This is a genomic window from Pseudomonas sp. DWP3-1-3b3 (assembly GCF_049896305.1).
Lineage (GTDB): Bacteria > Pseudomonadota > Gammaproteobacteria > Pseudomonadales > Pseudomonadaceae > Aquipseudomonas > Aquipseudomonas azotoformans_A.
Map to the genome: position 1 here is coordinate 733151 of NZ_JAFCUA010000002.1, position 20469 is coordinate 753619.

Consider the following 20469-nt stretch of genomic DNA (forward strand, 5'->3'; position numbering starts at 1 on the left):
AGAAAAGTTACTCGGCCAGTTCCGCGCCCTTGTCGGCCAATTCCATCCAGCCTGCCAGCACGGTGTAGGCCTCTTCCAGGCCCATGCGTTTTGGTGCCGAGAACAGCTGGATGGTGATCGCGTCACCCCAACCTTTACGGATTTCGGACTGCACTTTGAGCAGGGTGTTCTTGGCTGCGCCGTAGGTCAGCTTGTCGGCCTTGGTCAGCAGGATATGCATCGGCATGCCGCTGGCGACCGCCCAGTCGAGCATCAACAGGTCGAAGTCAGTCATCGGATGGCGGATATCCATCATCAGAATCAAACCCTTCAAACTCTCGCGGCCACCCAGGTAAGCCTCCAGGTGACGCTGCCAGTGCAGCTTCAACGGGATAGGGACTTTTGCGTATCCGTAGCCCGGCAGGTCGACCAGACGCCGATCATCGTCTAGCTTGAAGAAATTGAGGAGTTGCGTGCGGCCCGGGGTTTTCGAAGTGCGTGCCAGGCTGGCGTGGGTCAGGGTGTTCAGCGCGCTGGACTTGCCAGCGTTGGAGCGACCGGCAAAGGCGACTTCAAAGCCCTCGTCATCGGGGCATTGGTCAACTTTGGCGGCGCTGAGCATGAACGTGGACTGTTGGCACAGACCGAGGATGGGATTCTTGAGTTGCATGAGATTTCCGATGTGGGCGGTGCCGAAAAAGGGTGCGGCAAGCGGTGTCGTTTCCGTTTCAGTAGCGCCAGTATATAATGCCGCAGATTTTGTGTGTGCTTTGTCCCAGCGAAGGATGAGGTTCACGGGAGCGATAGACCTTTATTGCGCATTAGAACGCAAAACGCTCTCAAACCCTGAAATGGTCGACGTATGACCAAGTGGTTGCTCGCTATCGGTGTCCTGGTCCCGCTATACGGCGCTCAGGCTACACAGGATCCGGAAGCGGTGTACAACCGAGTTTGCGTGGCTTGCCATGCCGGCCAGTTGCCCAACGCCCCCAGACGGGGTGACCAGGCAGCCTGGGCGCCAAGACTGGCGCAGGGCATGGACACGCTGGTGCAACACGTGACCCAGGGTTTCAAGGCAATGCCGCCGCGTGGTTTGTGCATGGACTGCAGTACTGAGGATTACCAGGCCGTCATTCAGTTGATGGTGAGTAAACCCGGTAGATAACTCTTAAACCCCTTAGCCGTAGTTGGATTAGCTGATGAACAAACTGATCGTGAGTCTGCTGTTGACCTTGGGCATCACCGGTGTTGCCCATGCTGCAGGCGACGCTACAGCGGGCCAGGCGAAAGCCGCCGTGTGTGGTGCTTGCCATGGACCGGATGGTAACAGCCCGGCGCCGAACTTCCCCAAACTGGCCGGCCAGGGCGAGCGTTACCTGACCAAGCAGATGCAGGATATCAAGTCCGGCAAGCGCACGGTCCTGGAAATGACCGGCTTGTTGACCAACCTCAGCGATCAGGACCTGGCAGACATCGCGGCGTATTTTGCCAGCCAGAAGGGCAGTGTGGGAGCTGCCGATCCGAAACTGGTGGCCCGTGGCGAGAAGCTGTTCCGCGGCGGCGACCTGGAAAAAGGCCTGCCTGCCTGCACCGGTTGCCACTCGCCCAATGGCGCGGGCATCGCCGCCGCCGGCTTCCCGCACCTGAGCGGCCAGCACGCGACCTATATCGCCAAGCAGTTGACCGATTTCCGCAAGGAAGAGGCCGGGCGAGCCAACGATGGCGACGCGGCAATCATGCGTACCATCGCCCGTAAGCTGAGTGATGAAGACATTGCGGCGGTGTCCAGCTACATCCAGGGCCTGCACTGAGGTGCACGCAACGTTAACACTCGATTAATCCCGCGATGCAAGCATAAAAAGGGTGGCCCAGGCCGCCCTTTTTTGTGGCCGGTGCCGTTACACTAACGAACTCATGCCCGCGTAGACCTGTCACAACAAAGGTCGCGTGAGGCGACTTTATTTGTCCAGGAGTAAAGCATGCGTAATCTGATCCTCAGCGCCGCTCTCGTCACTGCCAGCCTCTTCGGCATGACCGCACAAGCTGCCGACGTGCCGCTTGAAGCCGGTAAAACCTACGTTGAATTGGCTAACCCGGTTCCAGTTTCGGAGCCAGGCAAGATCGAAGTGGTAGAGCTGTTCTGGTACGGCTGCCCGCATTGCTACGCCTTTGAGCCGACCATCAATCCATGGGTTGAGAAACTGCCCAAGGACGTCAACTTCAAACGCATCCCTGCCATGTTCGGCGGCCCATGGGATGCCCACGGCCAGCTGTTCCTGACCCTGGAAGCCATGGGTGTGGAGCACAAGGTCCACAACGCGGTATTCGACGCGATCCAGAAGCAAGGCAAGCGCCTGACCAAGCCAGACGAAATGGCTGACTTCGTGGCCACCCAAGGTGTCGACAAGGACAAGTTCCTGGCCACCTTCAACTCCTTCGCCATCCAGGGCCAGATCAAACAGGCCAAAGAACTGGCGCAGAAGTACGGCGTGCAGGGCGTTCCGACCATGATCGTCAACGGCAAATACCGTTTCGACCTGGGCACCTCCGGTGGTCCTGAGCAGACCCTCAATGTTGCCGACCAGCTGATCGCCAAAGAGCGCGCAGCCAAGTAAGGGGCCCGTCATGCGCCGCTGGGGTACCGAACGTGGGGTTGGCCTGCATGACCCGCAGGTCAACGAACATCACCTGGAATCCACGGGCCTGCCGGCAGACAGCCGCCTGCGCCTGCTGAGCTTCAATATCCAGGTGGGCATCAGTACCGAGAAGTACCGGCATTACCTCACCCGTGGCTGGCAGCACCTGCTGCCCCACAACGGGCGTGCCGGCAACCTGCAGAAGATCGGCAACCTGTTGAACGACTTCGACCTGGTTGCCCTGCAGGAAGCCGACGGCGGCAGCATGCGCTCCGGTTACATCAACCAGGTCGAACACCTGGCCCAGCTGGGTGCCTTTCCCTACTGGTACCAGCAACTCAATCGCAACCTCGGGCGCCTGGCGCAGCACAGCAATGGCGTGCTCAGCCGCTTGAAGCCCTCCGCCATCGAAGACCACCCGCTGCCAGGTCCCAAGGGCCGGGGCGCGATCCTTGTGCGGTTTGGCGAAGGCCCGGAAGCCTTGGTGGTGGTGATGATGCACCTGGCGCTGGGTGCCCGCACCCGCACGATGCAGTTGGCCTACATCCGAGAGCTGATTGGCAATTACAAACATCAGGTGCTGATGGGGGACATGAACACCCATGCCAGCGACCTGCTGCAAAATTCTCCGTTGCGCGACCTCGGGCTACTGGCGCCGCAAGCCGAAGCCACGTTCCCCAGCTGGCGTCCGCAACGCTGTCTTGACCATATCCTGCTCAGTCCGACCCTCACACTCGAAAGTGTGCAGGTGCTGGCGCAGCCCATCTCCGATCACCTGCCGGTCGCGGTAGAGATTCGTCTGCCGGGTTCGCTCACGGCTGATGCATTACCCGCGTTGAGTTCCGGCCCTCGCGGACCCCTTGCATGAGCGACGACGCCCAGCGCTGGAAAGAAAAATACCTTAAAAGCATCGAGCAACAAGAAAAGCTCGAACGCCGTTGGGCCGCCCGCCTCGACCTGCTGCGCCGTGGGCTGGTGCGCAGCACCCTGGCCGCTGAAGGCACTGACCGCGCCGTCGACCAATGCATGAAGGAAATGCGTGACGTTGTTCGCACCGACGATATGGACGCCGCCCTCGCCGCCTTGCTGCCGCGCCTGGAAAAGGCGGTGCTGGATTCGGAGCAGCGCCGTGAAACCCGAGTCGATCAGATCAGCACCGCGCTGACGTCCCTGGTCACGCAACTGCAAAAGCTGCCGCTACCGCGTGAGGTGGCCCGTCCGCTGAAGACGTTCGCCAAGCAGCTAGACGGCCGAGTCAGCCAGGCGCGCGAGATTCCCTTGCTGCTCAGCGAATTGAGTGGCCTGCAAGGCCAGGCGCTGAACAACCTGGAGCCGGACGGCGAAACCCCGCGTCCGGGGCCAGGGCTTTTGCAGCGCCTGTTTGGTGCCAAGGACGTCGCGAACGAGGCGGTGGAGAACGAGGCGCCGCCCCGCCCGGCTCCGCAGCCTGCGCCGGCTAAGCCGGTCGCTACCGAGCCACAGCCGCCCGAGCAATCCGAAGAACTGACGCAAGCGTTGCGCGCCTTTGCGCCGCAGCCTCAAGAAACGCTTGCCCCTGTCAGTGAGCCCGTAGCGCCCGCCAAGTTGGCCGAGCCCTCCAGCGAAACCTTCGTCTACGAAGCCCCGCCTCAAGCCGCACCCCTTGAAACGCCCGTAGCGCGGGTCGAGCCCGAGCCTCAAGTCGAAGAGCCTGCGCCGGAAAGCGCCCTCGCCGCCTTCATCGAAACGCCTGAGGTTCAGGTCGAAGCGCCGGATGAGACCGTCATCGGCAGTCTGTCGCTTCCTCCGGTGCTGGAGGTCGAAGAGCCCGATCCCGACGAACTTCAAGCGGATGGCACCTATGCCTTGCCCGACTCCCCGGAGCCGTCCTACAGCTCTGTGGCCAAGCACATCGAAGACACCCTGCTCGGCCTCTTGGAAGAACTCTCGCTGCCCGAGCGCCACCGGCCCCAGGCCGAAGCCATGCGCGAGCGCCTGGCCCATGGGCTGAACTGGTACGAACTGCTGCCGATCCTGGATGACCTGGCGGTGTTGATGCTGGCTATCACCGACAGCGGCCAGCATGAGTTCGAGGCATATCTCAAGCAGCTCAACGAGCGGCTTGAAGCCTTCCAGGGGCACTTGCAGGTCGCCAGCGACGGCCATGCCGATAGCCGTTCCGCCGCCCGCGAGCTGGACACGCAGATCCGCGAACAGGTCGATGGCCTGCAAAGCAGCGTGCAGGAAGCTGCCGACCTGGACAGCCTCAAGCACGTGCTGGAAAGCCACCTTGAAGGCCTGCTTGGCACAATGGACGAGCACCAGCAGCAGCGTGATCTGCGCGAGCAGGAAACGGCAGCGCGTCTGAAAGGCTTGGCTGAGCGTGTCGCCAATATGGAACAGGAAGCCCAGGGCTACCGGGAGCACCTGGAGGTGCAGCGCCAGAAAGCCTTGATCGATCCGCTCACGGGGCTGCCCAACCGCGCAGCCTGGAGTGAACGCCTGGATCAGGAGGTCAACACCTGGCACCAGCGTGGCAACAACTTGTCGCTGGCGATGTTGGACCTGGATCATTTCAAACGTATCAACGATGGCTACGGCCACCTGGCGGGCGACAAGGTACTGAAGATCATCGCCAACGTGCTGCGCAAGCGTCTGCGCTCGACCGACTTTATCGCGCGCTTTGGTGGCGAAGAGTTTGTATTGTTGATGCCGAACTCATCCCTGACGGATGCGCTGGCAGCGGGCGAAGTGTTGCGCGCAGCGATTGAAGCGTGCCCGTTTCACTTCAAGGGCGAGCCGGTGACCATCACCGTATCCATGGGTGTGGCGCAGTTCCAGCCGGGGGAGCGCAGTGACCTGGCGCTCAAACGTGCCGATGAAGCGCTGTACCGAGCCAAGGCGGCGGGACGGAACCAGGTGCAGGCCGCCTAAAAGATGTTCCATTTTGTAATTTGACGGTTGGGTCACAAAGGGTACGTTACACTGTTGCATTATCGTCTTCAGTGTAATGTCTTCCGCCATGAAATCCTTGTACTTCGCCTTTGTGTTTCTTCTCCTCGCAGGTTGCGCCAGCGGCCCGCGCCTGGACACCAGCCACCCGTCGGTGAATCACGACAACCGCGTGCAGTTTGTGATCGTCCACTACACCTCCACCAACCTTGAACGCTCCCTGGCATTGCTTACCCACGGCCAGGTCAGCAGCCATTACCTGATCGGCGACGACGCCTCAGGCACCATCTACAAGCTGGTGGATGAGAGCCAGCGCGCCTGGCATGCCGGCGAAAGCGAATGGATGGGCCGTACCTGGCTCAACTCCAGCTCCATCGGCATCGAAATCGTGAACCCTGGCTACAAGGACACCCCGACCGGTCGCTTGTGGTACCCGTACTCCGAAGCGCAGGTTAAATCCCTGGTGGTGTTGCTCAAGGACATCAGCAAGCGCAACGGCATCGACCCCAAGAACATCATTGGCCACAGTGATATCGCACCGCTGCGCAAGCTGGACCCGGGCCCACTGTTCCCTTGGAAGCGCCTGGCCGATGAAGGGTTGGGCGTGTGGCCGAATGCCCAGGCTGTTGCGCGGTTCCAGATGCAATACGCGGCGGAACTGCCAAGCATTACCTGGTTCCAGGAAGAACTGGCCCGCCTGGGTTACCAGACGCCCCAGACCGGTGAGTTGGATGTCGCTACGCGCCATGTCATTGCGGCGTTCCAGATGCATTTCCGGCCGTCGCTTTTTGACGGCACACCGGATGCGGAAAGTGCCGCAATCCTGCGCGCGTTGAACCGAACTTAAAGCGGCAACGCCATGTAGAACTGAGTGCCCTGCCCCGGCCGCGAATACACGCCCATGCGGCCGCCGTGCAGTTGCACGATCTCCTTGCACAGCGCCAGCCCCAGGCCGGCGCCACCTTTCTTGCGGCCCACCTGGACAAAGGGTTCGAAGATCCGTCCCTGCTGGCCATAGGCGATGCCTTCGCCGTTATCTTCCACACTGACAATCACTCGTTCGCCATGACGACGCGCCTGCAGGCGAATTTGCCCGCCAGCCGCCGTGTGGCGCAGGGCATTGCCCAGCAGGTTGTCCAGAACCCGTTCAAGCTGTGCCTGGTCCGCATACAACCGAGGCAGGTCGGATTGCGTTTCTACCAGCAGCTCGATGTTCTGCGCTTTGGCCGGCTCGACGAAGCGTGCACGGGCATGTTCCAGCAGGTCAGTTACATCGCACGGGCCCAAGGTGAGTTTCTGCAGGCCGTTCTGGTAGCGAGAGAAGTTGAGCAGGTCGTTGATCAACTGCATCAAGCGCTGCATTTCCTCATTGACCGTATCCAGCAGGTCCGCTTCGCGGGACTCTGCCGGGAACTTCGCACGCTCGCGAAACAGCCCGAAGGCCATGTGCATGCCGGTCACCGGCGTGCGCAGTTCATGGGAGGCGCGTAACACGAACTCGCTGCGCACCCGCTCGAAGGCGCGTTGTTCGGTGACGTCGTGCAGCACCATCACTGCGCCGAGGATATGCCCCTGGGTATGGCTGACCGGGGTCAGGCTGTAGGTCAGCAGGCGCAATTCACCCTCGACCTCCACTTCCAGATCGTCCGGCGCCCGCTCCAGATTGCCGCCGCGCAGGACCAGTTGCAGTTGCTCGTCCAGCTCGGGGCGTACGAGTGCTTCGCCAAGGCCTTGTCCAAGGCGTTCCTCGTCCCAGCCCAATTGGCGCTGCGCTACAGGGTTGAGGTGTTCCAGGCGGCCTTGGCGGTCAATCATCAGCAGCCCATCGTCGATGCTGTCGAGTACGGCTTGCAGGCGCTGTTGACCGGCCAGCAGTTCATCGACATTAGTTGCCTGATGCTGGCGCAACGCTTCGGCCATGATGCCGAAGCGGCGGGTCAACTGGTTCATTTCCGCTGCGGACGAGATTGGCAGAGTGACTTCGAAATCACCCTGGCCGATCTTGTCGGCGGCTTTGGCCAGCGCTTCGATCGGCCCGCCGAAACGCCGGGCAATGCCATGGGCGGTGACAAACCCGATGATCAGCACCGCAAGCCCCACCAAGCCCAGCAAGCCGGCGATCAACAACGCGCGCTCACGTGATTTGTGCTCGCTGTTGCTGATGTTCTCCAACGCCTGCTTGTGTTCGTTGATCAGGCCGTTGCGCAACGTATTGAAGGTTTCGGTGAGCTTTTCCTTCGAGCCTGGAGGTGGCATCGGTTGCTGGGATTCGTCAAAGGCGTCCAGCAGATCCTGATACTGGCCTCGGGCCTCACTGAACCCCGTTCCGCGATCGTCGCGCTGCTCATGGGCGATGCCCTGGTCCAGCAGGTCGAAGTAGCGTTGCTTGGAGGCTTGCAGCGCTTCGGGGTCGGGGCGCTCCTCCAGCATCATGATCAATTGATCGCCCAGGCTCTGGCGCAGCTTGAGCCCAAGGTCCAGCGTAATGAAGTTGCTGCGAATCAGGGATTCCTGGGTCTTGGCCATTTGCATGACGCTGACCAGGCCCAGGATCAAACCCAGCAGGGCTACGGTGATCAACGCTGAGATACTCAGAAACAACCGAGTGCGCAGCTTCATCGCTAACTTCATAAGGTACAGCTCACAGGTTGTACTGTTTGCGTTTGCGGTACAGGGTCGACGCGTCGATGCCCAAGGTGCGGGCTGCCTGATCCAAGGTGTCACTGGTGGCGAGCACGGCGCCGATATGGGCTTTTTCCAACTGATCCAGGCTCAGCGCCGCGCCGATGCGTGGGGCGTTGTTGCCAGGCTGTTCGGCCATTCCCAGGTGGGTGATCTCCACCTTTTCTTGCGGGCAGATGATGCTGGCACGCTCCACGACGTTGCGCAGTTCGCGGATATTGCCCGGCCAGCGGTAGTTCAGCAGTGCTTCGCGCGCCTCATCGCTGAAGCCGCGCGCCGGTCGGGCGTATTCCTTGACGAAGCGCGCCAGGAAGCGGTCGGCCAGGGTCAGGATATCTTCACTGCGCTCGCGCAGCGGCGGCAGGTGCAAGGTGATCACATTGAGGCGGTACAGCAAGTCCTCGCGGAAGCGGCCGTCGCGGACCATGTCTTCCAGGTTCAGGTTGGTGGCGGCCAGGATGCGTACGTCGGCACGTCGAGTGACCGGATCGCCGACGCGCTCGTATTCCTTGTCTTGGATAAAACGCAGCAACTTGGGTTGCAACGTGAGGGGAAAGTCGCCGATTTCGTCGAGAAACAGCGTTCCGCCGTCCGCTTGGTTAACGCGGCCCAAGGTACTTTCGCTGGCGCCGGTAAACGCACCGCGGCTATGACCAAACAACTCGCTTTCCATCAGTTCTGCCGTCAGCGATGGGCAGTTGATGGTGACGCAGGACTTTTTCGAGCGCTTGCTCCAGCCGTGAATGGCGCGGGCGAGTTCGCCCTTACCAGTGCCGGATTCACCCAGGATGAGGATGTTGGCGTCTGTGCCGGCCACCTGGCGCGCGGTTTCCAGCACCACCATCATTGCCGGGCTGTGGGAGTCGAGGCCGTCCTTTGGCTGGCGCACTTCGCCTTCAAGGGCTTCGAGGCGCGCGGAGAGTTGGCGCACTTCCAGCTGCTTGGCGGTGGCGAGGCGCAGTTGATCAGGGCTGCAAGGCTTGACCAGGTAATCGGCAGCGCCGGCCTGGATCGCATCAACGGCGGTGTCCACTGCCGAATGAGCAGTGACGATCACTACACGCATCCAAGGCGCCTGGATGCGCATCTGGGCCAGTACATCCAGGCCGTTGTCCTCGCCCAGGCGCAGGTCGAGGAAGCACAGGTCGAACACCTGGCGCTGCATCAAGGCGTCGGCCTGGGCGGCACTGTTTGCGGTGGCTACGGTGTAGCCCTCATCTTCCAGGCAATAACGGAAGGTGCGGAGGATCGCGGATTCGTCATCCACTAAAAGAATGCGGCCTTGAAGTTCCTTGGCTGATTCCATCTGTCCCGCGCTCCTTAAACTATGAATGATGGTGTTTAGTCCCGGAATAATCGGGCAAGTTGCATGGTTTATTCTGATCGATAAAAGGCAGCGTCGTGCAGCTATCTGCATCGTTTCCTACAAAGCCCCCGGCTGATGGCGTTTTCATGCCGTCTTGCCACTTCGGCAACACTCATTCCGTGTTCTATCCCTTGATCCGACCGCTGGCCATCGTGCATTTCGCACGGCGCTCAGGGGGGCATCGTGCAGGATGCTGGGGGTCAACCCAATCGTTAATATTCAACTCATTGATTTTATTGAGTTTTATTTTGTAAAAAAGCTGGCATGCACTCTGCAATATCTCTCCCAACGAATAATCAGAATGCGGGAGAACAGCAGCATGACTCGCCAAAGCCTCAGCCAATTGCGTGTATCGCCACTGCGCTTGCAACAAGGCCTGTTTGCCAGCCTGGCCCTGATGGTCACGCTGATTGGCGGCCAGCAGCTGCAACATTGGCAGCAGAGTCAGCAGCAGATCCCCCAGTTTGAGCGTCCGTCCATGACCCAGACCCATTTCCGTTCCGTTGGCAGTGTTGCTGCCGATGCAACAGCCCCGCAGTTGCGGATGGTTGACCAGGAGTCCGCCCTGAGTGAACTGCCATCCCAAGAGCGTTGGGTGTTCTAGGCAACAACAGCCGTTCGTATTGAGCGGTTGCACGGCACTACCGCTGTTACCCCTATAAAAGCGTAAGGAGAATCACCATGTTGAGTTGGGCAATCACATTTCTGATCATCGCCATTGTGGCTGCAGTCCTGGGCTTCGGTGGTATCGCGGGCACCGCCACGGGTATCGCAAAAATTCTGTTTGTGGTCTTCCTGGTGATGTTCATCGCTTCCTTCTTCTTTGGTCGTCGCGGCCGAGGCTGAACATGACCACTTTGTCCCTTAAAGCTATTGCTGCCGCCCTGCTCTTGGGCGGCAGCGGCTGGGCGATGGCCGCCAACGACGGCCAATCCCGGGCCAACGAATTGCTCAGCGCGGACCCGCAATACCGCGAAACCTGGCAAGGCGTGGTGAAGAAAGAAGAACGCTTGCCGGAATGGGTGATGAACCTGTCGGGTACAGCCGAACAGATGAATGCCGTGGAAGAAGATGGCGACAAGTATTTGGTCGGGCCACTCTGCGAAACCGCTGACACGTGCCTGAACAAACGCCTGATCGTTGCCTTCAGCCTCGACAAGGAAGATGCCTACGCCATGTTGGTGGAAGTCCCGGCCGGTCTGCCGGCGGACAAATCCCCAACGCGGCACGCCGATTACCGTTTTATCGGTAAGCCGGATGAAGGCATGCAGAAGTTGCTGATGGAGCAGCTGAAGAAAGATCCGAATTGGTATTAGGTTCCGTCCGACGCTTCTGTCGTCTGCGGAGCCTGCGTCCATAGAAAGAAGCCCCATCGCTTCTTTCTGTTTGCATCGCTCGCCAAGGGCGGTGCATGACCAAGGGGCCGGGTTGCTCTGATCAATCGGGATCGGCGTGACCTACGGGTACAGGGAGTGCCTGCGCAAGGGCCGGGTCAGGCGAAAAGCTGCGACGCAGGTTCACAAGCTCATGGCTTGCTGAACTTGCGGCGGGCTTATTGCTCTTTTGTTATGCCTTCCTTAGTCGAATATCTCCCTTCTGCTTGTTCAGAACCATTTCTTGGTATGTCCGGTCGACCATCCATCGATAAATTTTGGTGGGATCCATAGGACATTTCTGACACTAAACAACGGAATTCCCAGGCATTTCTGCCAGCTCACCGCAGACGTCCTGATTCTCTGAGCGAGCCGGGTTTGGCCGGTTCACGGCATATTTGTCGGACAAAATGTCACATTTGAACTGACCGTTCGGACAGTTATTATAGAAAAAGGCCATGCCGATTCGGCATAGGGTAGGCGTTTACGGCATTAGACGTCGCTCCCTTGCATGGGAATAGTTGCGCCTTTTTTCGCCTGCCAGTAAGCCATTTCGGCCACGCTGCGGTGACCTTCCATGGAGGCAGATGCACACACTTTTTCGCTCTCGAGCGTTGCAGCTGGCGCATTTGCCTTAAGTTCACTTGAAGTAAGGGTAATGACATGAAGAAGGCAAAGCTAAGCCTCGCCTGGCAGATCCTCATCGGTTTGGTGCTGGGGATCGCAATCGGTGCAGTGCTCAACCATTTCAGTGCTGAAAAGGCCTGGTGGATCAGCAATGTGTTGCAGCCAGCGGGCGATATCTTTATCCGCCTGATCAAGATGATCGTGATCCCGATTGTGATCTCCTCGCTGATCGTCGGCATTGCCGGGGTCGGTGACGCGAAGAAACTCGGGCGTATCGGCGTCAAAACCATCCTTTACTTCGAAATCGTCACCACCATCGCCATCGTGGTCGGCCTGTTGCTGGCCAACCTGTTCCACCCAGGCGCTGGCATCGACATGAGTACCCTGGGTACCGTCGACATCTCCAAGTACACCGCCACCGCCGCCGAAGTGCAGCATGAGCACGCGTTCATCGAGACCATCCTCAACCTGATCCCGTCGAACATCTTCGCCGCTGTCGCCCGCGGCGAAATGCTGCCGATCATCTTCTTCTCGGTGCTGTTCGGCCTGGGCTTGTCGAGCCTCAAGCCTGAGCTGCGCGAGCCGCTGGTGACCATGTTCCAGGGCGTGTCCGAGAGCATGTTCAAAGTCACCCACATGATCATGAAGTACGCCCCAATCGGCGTATTCGCACTGATCGCCGTGACCGTCGCCAACTTTGGCTTCGCCTCCTTGCTGCCGCTGGCCAAGCTGGTGATCCTGGTTTACGTCGCCATCCTGTTCTTCGCCTTTGCGGTACTGGGCCTGATCGCTCGCCTGTTTGGCTTCTCGATCCTCAAGCTGATCCGCATCTTCAAGGATGAGCTGGTACTGGCCTACTCCACCGCCAGCTCCGAAACCGTGCTGCCGCGCGTGATCGAGAAGATGGAAGCCTACGGCGCGCCGAAAGCCATCTGCAGCTTCGTGGTGCCGACGGGTTACTCGTTCAACCTCGACGGTTCGACCCTGTACCAGAGCATCGCGGCCATCTTCATTGCCCAGCTGTATGGCATCGACCTGTCGGTTGGCCAGCAGTTGATGCTGGTCCTGACCCTGATGGTCACCTCCAAAGGCATCGCCGGCGTGCCGGGCGTATCCTTCGTGGTGTTGCTGGCCACCTTGGGCAGCGTGGGTATTCCGCTGGAAGGCCTGGCGTTCATCGCCGGTGTCGACCGCATCATGGACATGGCGCGTACCGCCTTGAACGTGATCGGCAACGCCCTGGCCGTGCTGGTCATCTCCCGTTGGGAAGGCATGTACGACGACGCCAAGGGCGAGCGCTACTGGAACTCGCTGCCGCACTGGCGCAGCAAGGACGCCGCGCCGGCCGCCCAAGCGACCCGCAGCTGATAGCACTACAGCTCTAAGACAAACCCCGGATCATTCCGGGGTTTGTCGTTTCTGCCAGCCCCGCTATCATTCGCTCCATTCTTCGAGGGGTTCAACTGATGCTCAATGGCCTGTGGCTTGGCTTCTTTGTCGTGGCAATGGTGTCGGCACTGGCGCAATGGCTGGTCGGCGGTAACGCCGGGATTTTCGCGGCGATGGTCGAAAGCATTTTCGCCATGGCCAAGCTGTCCGTGGAAGTGATGGTGCTGCTGTTCGGCACCCTGACTTTGTGGCTGGGTTTCTTGCGCATTGCCGAGAAGGCCGGGATCGTCGATTGGCTGGCCAAGGCCCTCGGCCCGCTGTTCCGCCGCCTGATGCCGGAAGTGCCCGCCGGGCACCCTGCCATCGGCTTGATCACCCTCAACTTCGCGGCCAACGGCCTGGGCCTGGATAACGCGGCGACCCCCATCGGCTTGAAAGCGATGAAGGCGCTGCAGGAACTCAACCCGATTCCCAACACCGCGAGTAACGCGCAGATCCTGTTTCTGGTGCTTAACGCGTCCTCGCTGACGCTATTGCCCGTGACCATCTTCATGTATCGCGCCCAGCAAGGCGCCGCGGACCCGACGCTGGTGTTCCTGCCGATCCTGCTGGCGACCAGCGCCTCAACCCTGGTTGGCCTGCTCTCGGTGGCGATCATGCAGCGCCTGCGGCTTTGGGACCCGGTGGTGCTGGCCTATTTGATTCCGGGTGCACTGGTGTTGGGCGGTTTCATGGCGTTGTTGGCCACGTTGTCCGCGACGGCGCTGGCTGGCCTGTCGTCGATCCTGGGCAACCTCACGCTGTTCGGCTTGATCATGCTGTTCCTGGTGATCGGCGCGTTGCGCAAGGTCAAGGTGTACGAGGCATTTGTCGAAGGCGCCAAGGAAGGCTTTGACGTGGCGAAGAACCTGCTGCCGTACCTGGTGGCGATGCTCTGTGCCGTGGGCGTGTTGCGCGCGTCTGGCGCCCTGGATTTCGGCCTGGAAGGCATTCGCCATGTGGTCGCCTGGACCGGCATGGACACACGCTTTGTCGATGCCTTGCCGACCGCGATGGTCAAGCCGTTCTCCGGCAGCGCCGCACGGGCGATGCTGATCGAGACCATGCAGACCCAGGGTGTGGACAGCTTCCCGGCGCTGGTGGCGGCGACGATCCAGGGCAGTACCGAGACCACCTTCTATGTGTTGGCGGTGTACTTTGGCTCGGTGGGGATACAGCGCGCCAGGCATGCCGTGGGGTGTGCGTTGCTGGCGGAGTTGGCCGGTGTCGTGGCGGCGATTGCGGTGTGCTATTGGTTCTTTGGCTGAGGCTTAAATTGCTATCGCAGGCAAGCCAGCTCCCACATTTGACGGTGTTTACAAATCAAAAATGTGGGATCGGGCTTGCCCGCGAAGAGGCCCTCAGCGTTTCGGCGCTGTATTGCCCTGCTGCACCACCCAGTCCACCACCTGTTTATTCAACTGATCCCCCGCCTGCCCAAACCCGGCCACCACCGCCGGCACTTTGGTATCTGCCACCGGCTGCCTCACCTCAAACCGCCGGCTGGCAACGATCCGCTGATCACTCCCCCGCACCAACCGCGCATCCAGGCGAATCACTACCTCCACCGCACTGCCATGGTATTCACTCTGGAATGCCTGCAGTTGCCCGCCCAGCTCAAAGTCGGACTGCAGATTGGTATCGTCGGTGCTCAGCAGCGTCACCCGGCCATCGCGCTGGAAGCCATCCATGAAGCGGTTGCGCAGCAGCACTGGCGACGGATCGCTCCAGCGCGAGTTGGCATAACTGCTGATCAGGTCGCCTTGGGGCACCACGGCAATACGCGGGCTGTCGAGAAATTCGCTGGTCTGCGGCTTGTTCACGCGCAGTGACCAACTGACCGGCGCGGCCTGGTGGGTGCTCTGCGCTGCGGCCAGGCGATACACATCCGACGGGTCGGCCTTGGGCAGGATCGAGCACGCGCTCACCAGTGCCAAGGCCACCGGGGCGATCATTTGGTAAGCACGCTTCATGGCGTGAACTCCTTGTTCTTGTCGCTGCCCAGCAGGTAACCGCTGGGGTTGGCTTCCAGGCGGCGGGAGATGGCGCGCAGCGAACCGAGGGTTTCGCGCAGTTCGCGCACGGCCGGCGCCAGTTCGTTGAGGCCTTGCATGCCGCTGTTCACCGAGTCCTTGTTTTGGGTCAACAAGGTGTTGATGGTCGCGGTGCTTTGTTCAAGGGATTTCATGGCCTGCTCGGCACTGCCGAAGGCCTGCTTGCCTTGTTCGTTGAGCAAGCCGTTGGCGTTGCGCATCAGCACGGTGGTCTGTTCCAGGGCGGCGCTCGCCTGTTTGCTCACCTGCATCAGTTGCTGCATCACCACCTTGATATCGCCGCGCTGGTCGGCGATGGCGCCGGTGGTTTGCTGCAGGTTGTCCAACGTATTGCTCAGGCGTTCGACGTTCTCGCGGGAGAACATGTGGTTGGCGTTGTGCAGCAACAGGTTGATGCTGGTCATCAGGTCGTTGCTGTTGTTCAGCAGGCGCGCGATGGGCGATGGCGAGGCGATGATCTGTGGCAGGTTACCGTCTTTGCCCTTGAGCTCGGGACTCTGCGGGGTGCCGCCACTGAGCTGGATGATCGAGGTGCCCGTGATGCCGGTCAGGGCCAGCTTGGCCTGGGTGTCTTCCTTGATCGGCGTCTGCCCGGCCAGGCGGATACGTGCCAGCACGCGGCGCGGGTCGTTGGGGTCCAGGCTCAGGCTGATGACATCGCCCACCTTGATCCCGCTGTACTGCACCGAACTGCCCTGGGACAGGCCGCTGACCGCCTCGTTGAAGATCACTTCGTAGTCCTGGAAGGCGCTGTCGACGCTGGACTTGGCCAGCCACAGGCCGAACAGCATGGCGCCGACCACCACGATCACGCTGAACAGACCGATCATCACATGATGGGCTCGGGTTTCCATGTCATACCTCGTTAAGCGATTGAGCGGCATCCAATGCCGCGCGGCCACGGGGGCCGTGGAAATATTCGTGGATCCATGCGTCGTCCGTTTCCGAGACGACATCAATGGCATCGGCCACCAGCACTTTCTTCTGCGCCAGCACCGCCACGCGGTCGGTGATGGTGTACAGCGTGTCCAGGTCGTGGGTGACCAGGAACACGCTCAGGCCCAGCGCATCGCGCAGGGTCAGGATCAGTTGGTCGAATTGCGCCGCGCCAATCGGGTCGAGGCCGGCGGTGGGTTCGTCGAGGAACAGGATGTCCGGGTCCAGCGCCAGGGCGCGGGCCAGGGCAGCACGCTTGATCATGCCGCCGGACAGTGACGCCGGGTACTTGTCGGCGGCCGACAGCGGCAGCCCGGCCAGGGCCAGTTTCACGGCGGCCAGATGCTCGGCGTCGCGGCGGCTGAGGCCGGCGTGCTCGATCAACGGCAGCGCGACGTTTTCGGTCACGGTCAGCGAAGAAAACAGCGCGCCCTTCTGGAACAGCACGCCGAAGCGCCGTTCCACCAGGGAGCGCTCATGTTCCGGCAGGCCCGGCAGGTTCTTGCCGAACACCCGCACTTCGCCTTCGCTGGGTCGACGCAGGCCGACGATGCTGCGCAGCAGCACTGACTTGCCGCTGCCGGAGCCGCCGACCACCGCGAGGATCTCGCCTTTGTACAAGTCCAGGTCGAGGTTCTCGTGCACGCTCTGGCTGCCAAAGCGATTGCACAGGCCGCGCACTTCAATCACCGCCTCGGCGGGCGCTCGGTGTTGACGACTCACCAGCCCATCTCCATGAAGAACAACGCGGCGACCGCATCCAGCACGATCACCACAAAGATCGATTGCACCACGCTGGAGGTCGTGTGGGCGCCGACCGACTCGGCACTGCCGCTGACCTTGAAACCCTCCAGGCAGCCAATGGCGGCGATCAGGAACGCAAAAACCGGCGCCTTCACCATGCCCACCAGAAAATGCTGCACGCCAATGTCCGATTGCAGCAGCGACAGGAACATTGCCGGCGAAATATCCAGGGCCACGGCGCACACCACGCCGCCGCCGACGATGCCCGAGAGCATCGCCAGGAAGGTCAGCATCGGCAGCGCCACCAGCAATGCCAGCACGCGAGGCAGCACCAGCAATTCCATCGGATCCAGGCCCAGCGTGCGGATCGCGTCGATTTCTTCGTTGGCCTTCATCGAGCCTATCTGCGCGGTAAAGGCGCTGGCGGTGCGGCCGGCGATCAGGATGGCGGTCAGCAAGACGCCGAATTCCCGCAGGAAAGAGAACGCCACCAGGTCCACCGTGAAGATCGTCGCGCCGAAACTCTTGAGCACCGTGGCCCCAAGAAAGGCCACCACTGCACCGACCAGGAAGGTCAGCAAGGCCACGATTGGCGCGGCATCCAGACCGACCTGTTCAAGATGCGCAACCATCGGCGTCACGCGCCAGCGCTTTGGGCGGAAAATGCCACGGGCAAAGGTTTCGAGAATCAGGCCGATAAAGCCCAGCAGTTTCTGGGTGTCCTGCCAGACGGTATCCACCGCCCGGCCGATGCGCGCCAGCACCTGAATGCCCGCCGCTTCTTCCGGGGCTTTTTCCGGCACGCAAAAATCATTCAGGGAGCGGTAGACGGTCTTGAGCAGGGCGCGGTCGGCGGCCGACAGGCTGCAATCGGTCTGTTCGGCGGATTGCTCGATGCGGCTTGGCCCCAGCAACTCCACCAGCAACGAGGCGCCGGCGGTATCCAGGGCGCCGAGGCCGTTGAGGTCGATGCGCGCGCCAGCGTCGTATTGGCCGTCGAGCTTGTCCGACAGCTTCTTCAGGTTGGCATAGTGGGCAAGCGTCCAGTCCCCCGTAATCCTCAGCTGTGGCGGGGTGGTGGACGTGTCGAGGTGGGCTGCACCGGCCGTCGTAGGGGGGGTCATAAGCTCCGAGCTTGTTTGGCTATCCACAATTCCTACGTAATAGCACGAACCTGCCTACTTTGGGTTGTCCGTTTGTGCTGAGTCCGTCACTTTGAAGCGCAATACGCCGATCACCTGCCCGTCTTCGGTCAGTACGCGTACCTGCCAGCGGCCCACGGCATCACCAGGGAAGTTCTGCTTGTGGGTCCAGGCGCGGTAGCCCTCTTTGCGTCCGCCATGAATGTCCAGGGCGATGCGGTCGACTTCTTTGCCGTTGAATTGCCACACATGGTAAATGCGCTCATCCAACCCACGCGGCGCGTTGATCGCGGTGTAGGCGTACAGCCCGCCGCTGCGCAGTTGGGCGGCGGTGACTTCCTTGAGGTCGTCGCCCGGCGTGCGGTCTTGCAGCTGTGTGCTGATGGCGACTTCGGTCATCCACAAAGTGGCCGGCGGCACCCAACTGCGCAGGAACCACCCGGCGCACCCAATGGCGGCCGTGACCCCGAGTAACATCGCCCAGCCTTTGACACTGCGCAGCGGCATACTTACGGCCAAGCTCGGAATCGACAACGCCATGGCCACGCCCAAGGCGAGTTTGTAACTCTCGGCCGTGGTCAGGTGCAAGATGATCGGCAGCGCAGTGAGCAACGCAGCGAACAAGGTGAAGGTGTGCAGCGCAAGGAACAGTGAGCGTTTGGGCGCCAGCCATTTGTAGTACAGCGGGTCGACGATCGACACCAGCGCCGCCGCGCCGAGCAGGCCAGTGAACACCGATTGGCCGCTGTTCCATGCCGTGGTGATGAAAAAGAACGGCAACACAAAGAACAGGCTTTCCTGGTGGATCATCTGGGTCGCGTAGCGCAGCAACGGTTCGGGGATCTCGCGCTTGAAAACCTTGGTGAACAGCTGGGTGAAGCTGTTTTCCAGCATCAGCCACAGCCAGCTCACCAGCATGATCACTGCAATCCAACTGGCCATACCCTGTTGGCGGTCCACCAGGATGAAACTGCACACACCCGAGATGAAGCCGCCGAGTGCAATCACCCCTGGGTAACGCTTCATCAGTTCGAGGACGCGGGTGATCAAGCGGGTCAGGTTTTGCATTCGGCGGTTCGCAGTCTTTGTAGGAAAAAATCCCAAACAGAATAACGTCTTAGCCCGTCGTCCGTTGCGTCATTACGCGATCCGTTTGCGATAACGCCGCACACCGATCAACACAATCGCAATCAGACCGAGTAGACCGGCGCCGATCCAACTGAGCATGTCGTAACTGAGCAGCGGTTTCTCGATGCGCCAGTAGCCTGGCTGTTTGAACACTTGGCGCAGGGCCTGGTTGGTCTGGTCCAGGCTCACGGCCTTGATGCGTTTGACCGGGTCGTTGAAGTGGCCATTGTTGTAGTCACCGGAAGCGCTCCAGTAATAGTCGGCCAATGCGCTGTTGCCCTGCACGGCCCAGGCCTGACGGGCGACGGCGGCCTGTTGCAGGCGGGCGAACACCGCCGGGTCGAGACCGTCTTTGAGCAACTGCGCCCTGAGGTCCTGGAGTACCTGTTCGGCTTCTGGCAGGTTGTCCCGCTCCAAGTCGGCATTCAGGCTGAGAAACCCGACGCCGCCAAGCACTTCGCGCTCGCTCCACGGGCCGTAGGACAAACCGTGCGTGAGGCGCAGTTGGCGGTACAGCGCCCAGTCGAGGTAGTCCTTGAGCAGGTCGTAGGTCTCGTCATGGCCGTCGTCCAGCACAGGTTCAGGGAACAACCAGTGCAGCTTGGCGCCGTCGCCGACCCAGCCGTGGATCAGTTCGCGATGGCTGGCGGCGGCGTGCTGGATTTCCGGGAGGGCCGGGTGCTCCGTGGGGTCGACCGGGTCGAGCTGGCCATAGGTGCGCTCCAGATAGGCCGGCAGCAGTTTGTCGAGGTCGCCGACGATGATCAGGGTCATGTTGTTAGGGGCATACCAGTTTTTGCGCAGGCCCTCCAACTGCTCGCGGGTCAGGTGATCGACCTCGGCGCGCTCGGCGCACTTGAGGCCCAGCTCGACGGCCAGTTGATTGCTGGCGGTGTGGCCCAGGTCCTGGCGGTCCAGCAGGCGTTGCAGGTGTGAATAATGGCCGCCGTCTTCGCGCTCCACCACTCGCTTGGCCGCGTCGATATTGGCGTCGGTCAATTCGGTGCGGGTGAGGATCGCCAGCAGCAGGTCCAGCACCTTGCGCTGGTTTTGCGCGGGCGCCTCGATCACGAAGGTGGTGTCGGCGTTGCTGGTATAGGCATTCCACTCGCCGCCCAGGGCTTGCATGCGGTCTTCCAGTTCAGCCTCACCGCCGCCGTCGATGCCGCTGAACAGCAAGTGTTCCAGCAGGTGCGGCAGCTCTTTGTCCTCGCAACTGAAGTCATCCAGGCCCACGCCCACCACCAGGCGGATCGCCACATGCCCACGTTCGGTGCCCGGCTTGAGCAGCAATTGCAGGCCATTGGGCAAGGTGTAGCCCTCGACTTGCAGGCGGTCAAAGGCAAAGGCATGGGCAGAACCCATGAGCAGACAGGCGAACAACAGGCGACGCATAACAAGCTTCCTGGCGAGTGAGGTCAGTTTTAACTGACTTCACGGGCC

At 61.0% G+C, this 20469-nt stretch carries 20 protein-coding genes; 11 read left to right on the plus strand and 9 right to left on the minus strand.

Translation table 11 applies throughout. From position 1 onward, the window contains the following. Positions 1 to 7: 7 nt before the first annotated feature. The gene (gene yihA / locus ACP7BX_RS09775; RefSeq protein WP_010207832.1) at positions 8 to 649 is read right to left on the minus strand and encodes a ribosome biogenesis GTP-binding protein YihA/YsxC; all 642 of its coding nucleotides are present in this window, start codon (positions 647 to 649) and stop codon (positions 8 to 10) included. Between the two features lie 192 nt (positions 650 to 841). On the opposite strand from yihA, the gene ACP7BX_RS09780 reads away from it, so the two are divergent. The 6 genes from ACP7BX_RS09780 to ACP7BX_RS09805 all read left to right on the plus strand — a co-directional run bounded on the left by ACP7BX_RS09780 (position 842) and on the right by ACP7BX_RS09805 (position 6393). After that, positions 842 to 1144 carry a c-type cytochrome gene (locus ACP7BX_RS09780; protein ID WP_033899251.1) on the plus strand — a complete coding sequence of 101 codons (303 nt, stop codon included), beginning with the start codon at positions 842 to 844 and terminating at the stop codon, positions 1142 to 1144. 34 nt (positions 1145 to 1178) lie between these two features. Further along, positions 1179 to 1790 carry a c-type cytochrome gene (locus ACP7BX_RS09785; protein ID WP_016978792.1) on the plus strand — a complete coding sequence of 204 codons (612 nt, stop codon included), beginning with the start codon at positions 1179 to 1181 and terminating at the stop codon, positions 1788 to 1790. Between the two features lie 168 nt (positions 1791 to 1958). Next, the gene (dsbA, locus tag ACP7BX_RS09790; RefSeq protein ID WP_033899253.1) at positions 1959 to 2594 is read left to right on the plus strand and encodes a thiol:disulfide interchange protein DsbA; all 636 of its coding nucleotides are present in this window, start codon (positions 1959 to 1961) and stop codon (positions 2592 to 2594) included. Positions 2595 to 2604: 10 nt separating this feature from the next. Further along, a complete protein-coding gene (locus tag ACP7BX_RS09795; RefSeq protein WP_033899255.1) occupies positions 2605 to 3483 on the plus strand; it encodes an endonuclease/exonuclease/phosphatase family protein in 879 nt (292 codons plus the stop codon). Beyond that, positions 3480 to 5528 carry a diguanylate cyclase gene (locus ACP7BX_RS09800; RefSeq protein WP_426126870.1) on the plus strand — a complete coding sequence of 683 codons (2049 nt, stop codon included), beginning with the start codon at positions 3480 to 3482 and terminating at the stop codon, positions 5526 to 5528. The genes ACP7BX_RS09795 and ACP7BX_RS09800 overlap by 4 nt, the downstream gene beginning before the upstream one ends. Positions 5529 to 5616: 88 nt before the next feature. After that, complete coding sequence (locus ACP7BX_RS09805) at positions 5617 to 6393, plus strand: N-acetylmuramoyl-L-alanine amidase (RefSeq protein WP_028618655.1); 777 nt, start codon at positions 5617 to 5619, stop codon at positions 6391 to 6393. On the opposite strand, the gene ACP7BX_RS09810 is transcribed toward ACP7BX_RS09805, so the two are convergent. Further along, positions 6390 to 8177: a KinB sensor domain-containing domain gene (locus ACP7BX_RS09810; RefSeq protein WP_426126868.1), complete on the minus strand. Its 1788-nt coding sequence runs from the start codon at positions 8175 to 8177 to the stop codon at positions 6390 to 6392. The genes ACP7BX_RS09805 and ACP7BX_RS09810 overlap by 4 nt on opposite strands. 10 nt (positions 8178 to 8187) lie before the next feature. Then, a complete protein-coding gene (algB, locus tag ACP7BX_RS09815) occupies positions 8188 to 9534 on the minus strand; it encodes a sigma-54-dependent response regulator transcription factor AlgB (protein WP_016978797.1) in 1347 nt (448 codons plus the stop codon). A gap of 379 nt (positions 9535 to 9913) precedes the next feature. On the opposite strand from algB, the gene ACP7BX_RS09820 reads away from it, so the two are divergent. The 5 genes from ACP7BX_RS09820 (at position 9914) to ACP7BX_RS09840 (ending at position 14290) form a co-directional block, all read left to right on the plus strand. Further along, positions 9914 to 10198, plus strand: coding sequence for a hypothetical protein (locus ACP7BX_RS09820; RefSeq protein ID WP_426126866.1), 285 nt, complete (start codon positions 9914 to 9916; stop codon positions 10196 to 10198). Positions 10199 to 10275: 77 nt separating this feature from the next. Next, a complete protein-coding gene (locus tag ACP7BX_RS09825) occupies positions 10276 to 10440 on the plus strand; it encodes a DUF1328 domain-containing protein (protein ID WP_003170804.1) in 165 nt (54 codons plus the stop codon). 2 nt (positions 10441 to 10442) lie between these two features. After that, the gene (locus ACP7BX_RS09830) at positions 10443 to 10910 is read left to right on the plus strand and encodes an inhibitor of vertebrate lysozyme family protein (protein ID WP_426126864.1); all 468 of its coding nucleotides are present in this window, start codon (positions 10443 to 10445) and stop codon (positions 10908 to 10910) included. 720 nt (positions 10911 to 11630) lie between these two features. Next, positions 11631 to 12962, plus strand: coding sequence for a glutamate/aspartate:proton symporter GltP (gltP, locus tag ACP7BX_RS09835; protein ID WP_016978800.1), 1332 nt, complete (start codon positions 11631 to 11633; stop codon positions 12960 to 12962). A gap of 98 nt (positions 12963 to 13060) precedes the next feature. Further along, positions 13061 to 14290 carry a nucleoside recognition domain-containing protein gene (locus ACP7BX_RS09840; RefSeq protein ID WP_016978801.1) on the plus strand — a complete coding sequence of 410 codons (1230 nt, stop codon included), beginning with the start codon at positions 13061 to 13063 and terminating at the stop codon, positions 14288 to 14290. A gap of 93 nt (positions 14291 to 14383) precedes the next feature. Here the strand turns inward: ACP7BX_RS09840 and ACP7BX_RS09845 are convergent, their stop codons facing one another. The 6 genes from ACP7BX_RS09845 to ACP7BX_RS09870 all read right to left on the minus strand — a co-directional run bounded on the left by ACP7BX_RS09845 (position 14384) and on the right by ACP7BX_RS09870 (position 20421). Continuing rightward, positions 14384 to 14995 (minus strand): ABC-type transport auxiliary lipoprotein family protein, encoded by a 612-nt coding sequence (locus tag ACP7BX_RS09845; RefSeq protein ID WP_426126862.1) that lies wholly within the window; start codon positions 14993 to 14995, stop codon positions 14384 to 14386. Next, positions 14992 to 15930, minus strand: coding sequence for an MlaD family protein (locus ACP7BX_RS09850; protein WP_177112226.1), 939 nt, complete (start codon positions 15928 to 15930; stop codon positions 14992 to 14994). The genes ACP7BX_RS09845 and ACP7BX_RS09850 overlap by 4 nt, the downstream gene beginning before the upstream one ends. A gap of 1 nt (position 15931) precedes the next feature. Next, complete coding sequence (locus tag ACP7BX_RS09855) at positions 15932 to 16735, minus strand: ABC transporter ATP-binding protein (protein WP_177112225.1); 804 nt, start codon at positions 16733 to 16735, stop codon at positions 15932 to 15934. Beyond that, positions 16732 to 17880 carry an ABC transporter permease gene (locus ACP7BX_RS09860; protein WP_033901539.1) on the minus strand — a complete coding sequence of 383 codons (1149 nt, stop codon included), beginning with the start codon at positions 17878 to 17880 and terminating at the stop codon, positions 16732 to 16734. The genes ACP7BX_RS09855 and ACP7BX_RS09860 overlap by 4 nt, the downstream gene beginning before the upstream one ends. Positions 17881 to 17934: 54 nt before the next feature. Next, complete coding sequence (locus tag ACP7BX_RS09865) at positions 17935 to 18966, minus strand: DUF5924 family protein (RefSeq protein WP_033901538.1); 1032 nt, start codon at positions 18964 to 18966, stop codon at positions 17935 to 17937. 72 nt (positions 18967 to 19038) lie between these two features. Continuing rightward, positions 19039 to 20421: a M16 family metallopeptidase gene (locus ACP7BX_RS09870; RefSeq protein WP_426126859.1), complete on the minus strand. Its 1383-nt coding sequence runs from the start codon at positions 20419 to 20421 to the stop codon at positions 19039 to 19041. Positions 20422 to 20469 lie beyond the last annotated feature (48 nt).